A 4,919-nucleotide genomic window follows, 5' to 3' on the forward strand; every position below is an offset into this window, starting at 1 on the left:
TTTTTCATCCTTAACAAGTACAATTCCACCGCCTTGACTTATAAGTTCTTCAACTGCAAAAGCCATATCTTCATCATTTACCCCAACTACAATAATATTGTGAGAATCATGAGCAACTGAAAGTGCTATTGCACCTTCTTTTATTCCATATCCCTTTAATAATGCTACTGCAACATTACCTGTATTTTGATGACGTTCAACTACTGCAACCTTTACTATATCTTGTGATTTATTATATTTAAAAATTCCATTTTCGTCTCTATCTATTTCTACAACTTCTTTGCTTGTAACTACTCCACCTGGCAAAATATTTATTACATTAGCTTTTCTAGAATTTATCTTAAGTTCTAATCTTTTCTTTGAAAAATCTTTAACATGGAAGCTTCCTTTTGTATCTGATATATCATGTCTCTTAATAGTCTTGATATATTCCCCTTCTTTTGCAACTTCCTCTCCATTAATAAATACATTATTTACATTGAAATCTTTTAAATTATCAAAGATTACTATATCTGCTCTTAAACCTGGAGCTATTGCTCCTCTATCTGATAAACCAAAGCATTCAGCTGCATTTAAACTTGCCATTTGAATTGCCACAATAGGATCTATTCCTTCTTCTATACACATTCTCAAATGGTTATCTAAGTGACCAACACTTAATATTGTCTTAGGTTGACAATCATCTGCACATAATAAACAACGTTTGCTATTATATGGTGTTACTCCTTTTATTAATGTTCTAAGATTATGACAAGCTGATCCTTGACGAAGTAATACATATAAACCACGAGATATTCTATCATGCATTTCTTCAATTGTAGAACACTCATGATCTGTTCTAATATTTGCTGCTGCATAAGCATTTAATGCATTTCCTACTAATCCTGGGCTATGACCATCTATTGGCTTTCCTAACCTTTTTGCTACTAATAGCTTATCTAAAACATCTTCATGTGCTTCTATAACTCCTGGAAAGTTCATAAATTCTCCAAGTCCAAGAATTTTATTGCTGTTCATTGGTTTTTCCATATCTTCAGCATCTATTCGTGCTCCTGAATGCTCAAAAGGAGTTGCTGGTACACATGAAGGTAACATCATTTGAATATCTAATGCAGTTCCTTCTGACGCTTTTATCATATAATTTATACCATTAAATCCACAAACATTAGCAACTTCATGTGGATCTGCAATAATTGTAGTAGTTCCATGAGGAACTACTAATCTGCCTAGTTCCTCTGGACTTACATACGAAGACTCTATATGAATATGACTATCTATAAAGCCTGGAGATGCATACTTTCCATTTGCATCAATCTCTTTTTCTCCTTCATAACTTCCTACGCCAGCAATTATTCCATTACTTAATGCAATATCACCTTCAATAATAGTCCCATTATATACGTCTACTACTTTACAGTTTTTAATTACTAAATCTGCTTTTTCTCTTCCTGATGCAATATCTATTAATTTCTTTAAATCTCTTTTTTCCATTATATCTACCCCTATATACTACTTATTTTCAATAAGCTCTAATATTGGATTAAATGTATTTAAAGCAATACAATCAACTGGTCCTACATCTGTAATTGCATAATCAGGAATGGCTGTTATAGGTAAAAAGAACATGTACATTAAAGGTTCTGGTAAATCGCATCCTAATTCATTTGCTGCCGTATTTAAAAGTGTTTCTCTATATGCTATTTCTTCTGGTTCTAAGTCGCTTGCAATTCCTCCAACTGGAAGTGATAAGAATTCTATTACTTTTCCATCTGCAACGACAACTTGTCCACCACCATTTTCAATTAAGTGATTTACTGCAACTGACATATCATTTGCATCTGCACCCATAACAATTATATTATTATCATCTGGAGCTGCTGATGAAGCCATTGCACCTTTTTTAAGCTTCCATCCTGAACAAAATGCTAAAGATTTATTTCCATTACGCCCAAAACGCTCAAGAACTGAAACCATTAATACATCTTGATTTATATCTGGATTTACTATCCCATCCTTAACATCTAGCACTACATCTCTTCTTTTTCTCACAAAAGGTCCCTTTACATTCATTGAAAGGACTTTTGCTTTTCCTTCATCTATATTTACTCTATATAAAAAGTCCTCTTTAGTAGTCATTTTGCACTTTAACTCACTAGTTAAAACAGAACTTCTTTTTGGAGCCTTTAATTCATAAGATAACTTCCCATTTTTTGCAACTAATTTCCCATTAGTAATTACAGTTTCCACATTAAAGCCTTCTATACTATCTACTAAAAGTATATCTGCAATTCTTCCTGGTGAAATAGATCCTACCATATGATCTATTCTATAGGCTTCAGCACTATTAATAGTTGCCATCTGTATAGCTGTCATTGGGTCTACCCCTTCTTTAATAGCTAATCTAACTAAGTTATCTACATGACCTTTTTCTAATACATCTGTAGCTGTTACATCATCTGTACAAAAACTTACACGTCTTGCAAGTGCTGGATTAACTTCTGTAACTGCTCTTATATTTTCTTTAAGGAAATGTGTAACTGATGATTCACGAATTACCATATGCATACCCTTACGCATTTTTTCAACTACTTCCTCGTGATCATAGCTTTCATGATCTAAACGTACTCCTGAACAAAGATAACCATTTAACTCCTTACCTCTTGCCATTGGTGCACAACCAAATACAGGCAATCTATTTTTTGAAGCTTCTTCAATAGCACCTAAAGTATCTATATCTTCTTCTTGAACATATTCACGAACTGTTTCCCATACACCAAAACATTCTGGCCACTTTTGAACAGTAGCATGTACATCTTTAGTAAAGTTAAATGCAACTGTAGATTGTGGGAATGTATATGGTGTCTTATATGGAGCCCCCCAAAATACTTTTAAAGGACTAGCTTTTATTTCTTCAAAAACTTCCTGTAAACCTTCTAAACCTGAAACTGAAATATATTCATCAAGACCTGATATCATACTTGTTGTACCACATGGTACTACTGCTTTTGCAAAGCTTGTTATGCTAAGTTTGCTACATTCACTATGTATGTGCCCATCGATAAGACCTGGTACTAAGAATTTTCCTGTTGCATCAATTATTGTAGTATCTTCTGATATGTAGTCACTTACATCTCCTACTGCAACTATAGTATCTTCGTAAATTGCAACATCAGCTTTATAAACTTCACTTGTCATTACATTTACTAAGCTTCCACCTTTAATTACTGAATGTGATGGAACAATTCCTCTACCAGCACGGATAAGTTGTTTTAAATTGTTAGTTGTTTGTTTCATTTTAAATCCTCCAATTAAATAAAGTTTAAGATACCCAGGCTTATAATAGCGATCCAGGTTTCCCGTCCTGCAGTTTGTATCTTGACGAATTTAATGGATTAAATTTTTGTACTTTTAATCAATATGATTTAATTATTATAAAATACATAAAATAAAATTAATCTTTCTATTTTATTTTACTAAACAACACCAAAACACGATAATTATTAATCTAAGTTTAAATATTGTTCGTGTTTTATTTTATCATAGCTTTCCAACAATTACAATATTTTTTTCATTATTTTACACCTTATTACTTTATAAGGATAATTTTCTATAGTACAAAAGCTAGATTTTATCTCACATAAAGTAATTCTATAAAGTATAGGTTTATTTTTTCTATTAACAAATTAATTGGCTTTCATTTAATAAAATTTTTTAATAAAATAAAAATGCTAATGAAATAATATTATCAATTACTCCATTAGCATAAATTATTCTATTTATTTAATTTGGCCTTTAAGGCTTCTATTTCCTTATCTTTTTCCATTAATATATTGTTGTAATCTAATTCTTTATGATACCACTCTTCACTTAATTTATTTATTAGAGAAGCCATTTCATCTGCACTTCCTGCTATTCTATTAAATAAAAGTAAGTTTGATTCTAAAATCATAGGGATTTTGCTATGAGAATATCTTAGTCTATGATCTATCTCCCCATACCCTTCCTCGAATATAGTTCTAACTTGAATTTCTGCAATAGTTGTGTATTCTTGTGTAAAGCTTAACTGAACTAAGTAATGAACTGAACGATAACCAGATTTTCTTGATCTTACTTCAATTCCTAAATCATTAAATACTTTTGTATTATCGCCATCTCTAACATTGGCTGTAATTTCTACTACATTCCAAGTTTTTATTATAAAATCATGAATATTCTTCCATTGATCCTTAAAAATATGTATTACTCTTATTCCTATTAAATCATTTATTTCATCTTTATAATTATCTACATTAAATTGAAAGTCATCACCATATTTATTTTTTCTATCTTCAGTCTTTCTAACAACCTTTTCAATTAATCTTTCTGGATCTTTTATTCTTGATTTAACTGAATGAACTTCTGAATGAGAACGTAAAATATTAGCTATAAAATTTGCTTGATTTTCATAAGTATTTTTGTAACATATATAATTCTCGTAAATATCTTTCAAATTGTTTTCATTAATATTATTTTCATTAATATCTTTAGATGTATAAGGATATTTATTTATAAAATTATCAATATTAAAACTATTTTTCATATGTATTTCCTCACAACTACTAATTTTTTTCTTATTATATATTATCATTTAAAATTTAAAATTTCTATAAAGGTATTGTATTATTTATAAATTTTTCGGAAAAATAAACTTGTATCAATTTATTCTAATAAAATATAAATAGATACAAAAGTTAATTTATAAAAAGTAGGTTGAAATGATGAGAAATATTTTTAAATTAAAAGAACATAATGTTACAATTCGAGGTGAAGTCGTTGCTGCCCTAACATCTTTTTTTGCAGCTGTATATATTATTATTGTAAATGCAAGTATTTTAAGTGATGGTGGTATTAAAATAGAGCCACTTATAATTGCTACTGTA

At 29.8% G+C, this 4,919-nt stretch carries 3 protein-coding genes and 1 pseudogene; 1 reads left to right on the plus strand and 3 read right to left on the minus strand.

What is annotated here, in order from left to right:
- The 3 genes from ade to ACRDBA_RS09410 all read right to left on the minus strand — a co-directional run.
- Nucleotides 1–1,491: adenine deaminase (gene ade, locus ACRDBA_RS09400; protein ID WP_438572666.1), on the minus strand; the 1,491-nt coding region annotated here is incomplete at its 3' end.
- Nucleotides 1,492–1,509: 18 nt separating this feature from the next.
- A complete protein-coding gene (locus tag ACRDBA_RS09405; protein WP_438572667.1) occupies nucleotides 1,510–3,294 on the minus strand; it encodes an adenine deaminase in 1,785 nt (594 codons plus the stop codon).
- A 478-nt stretch (nucleotides 3,295–3,772) separates the two neighbouring features.
- Nucleotides 3,773–4,579, minus strand: a complete 807-nt coding sequence (locus ACRDBA_RS09410; RefSeq protein ID WP_438572668.1) for a RelA/SpoT domain-containing protein — start codon at nucleotides 4,577–4,579, stop codon at nucleotides 3,773–3,775.
- A 178-nt stretch (nucleotides 4,580–4,757) separates the two neighbouring features.
- On the opposite strand from ACRDBA_RS09410, the pseudogene ACRDBA_RS09415 reads away from it, so the two are divergent.
- Nucleotides 4,758–4,919, plus strand: a pseudogene (locus tag ACRDBA_RS09415) (NCS2 family permease); the annotation flags it as partial.

The sequence above is a fragment of the Clostridium sp. genome (genome assembly GCF_051654825.1).
GTDB lineage: Bacteria > Bacillota > Clostridia > Clostridiales > Clostridiaceae > Clostridium.

Bases quoted from the DNA above. Each gene is read 5' to 3' on its own strand.
- ACRDBA_RS09410 (WP_438572668.1), bottom strand. From the start codon at position 4,579: ATGAAAAATAGTTTTAATATTGATAATTTTATAAATAAATATCCTTAT.
- ACRDBA_RS09405 (WP_438572667.1), bottom strand. From the start codon at position 3,294: ATGAAACAAACAACTAACAATTTAAAACAACTTATCCGTGCTGGTAGA.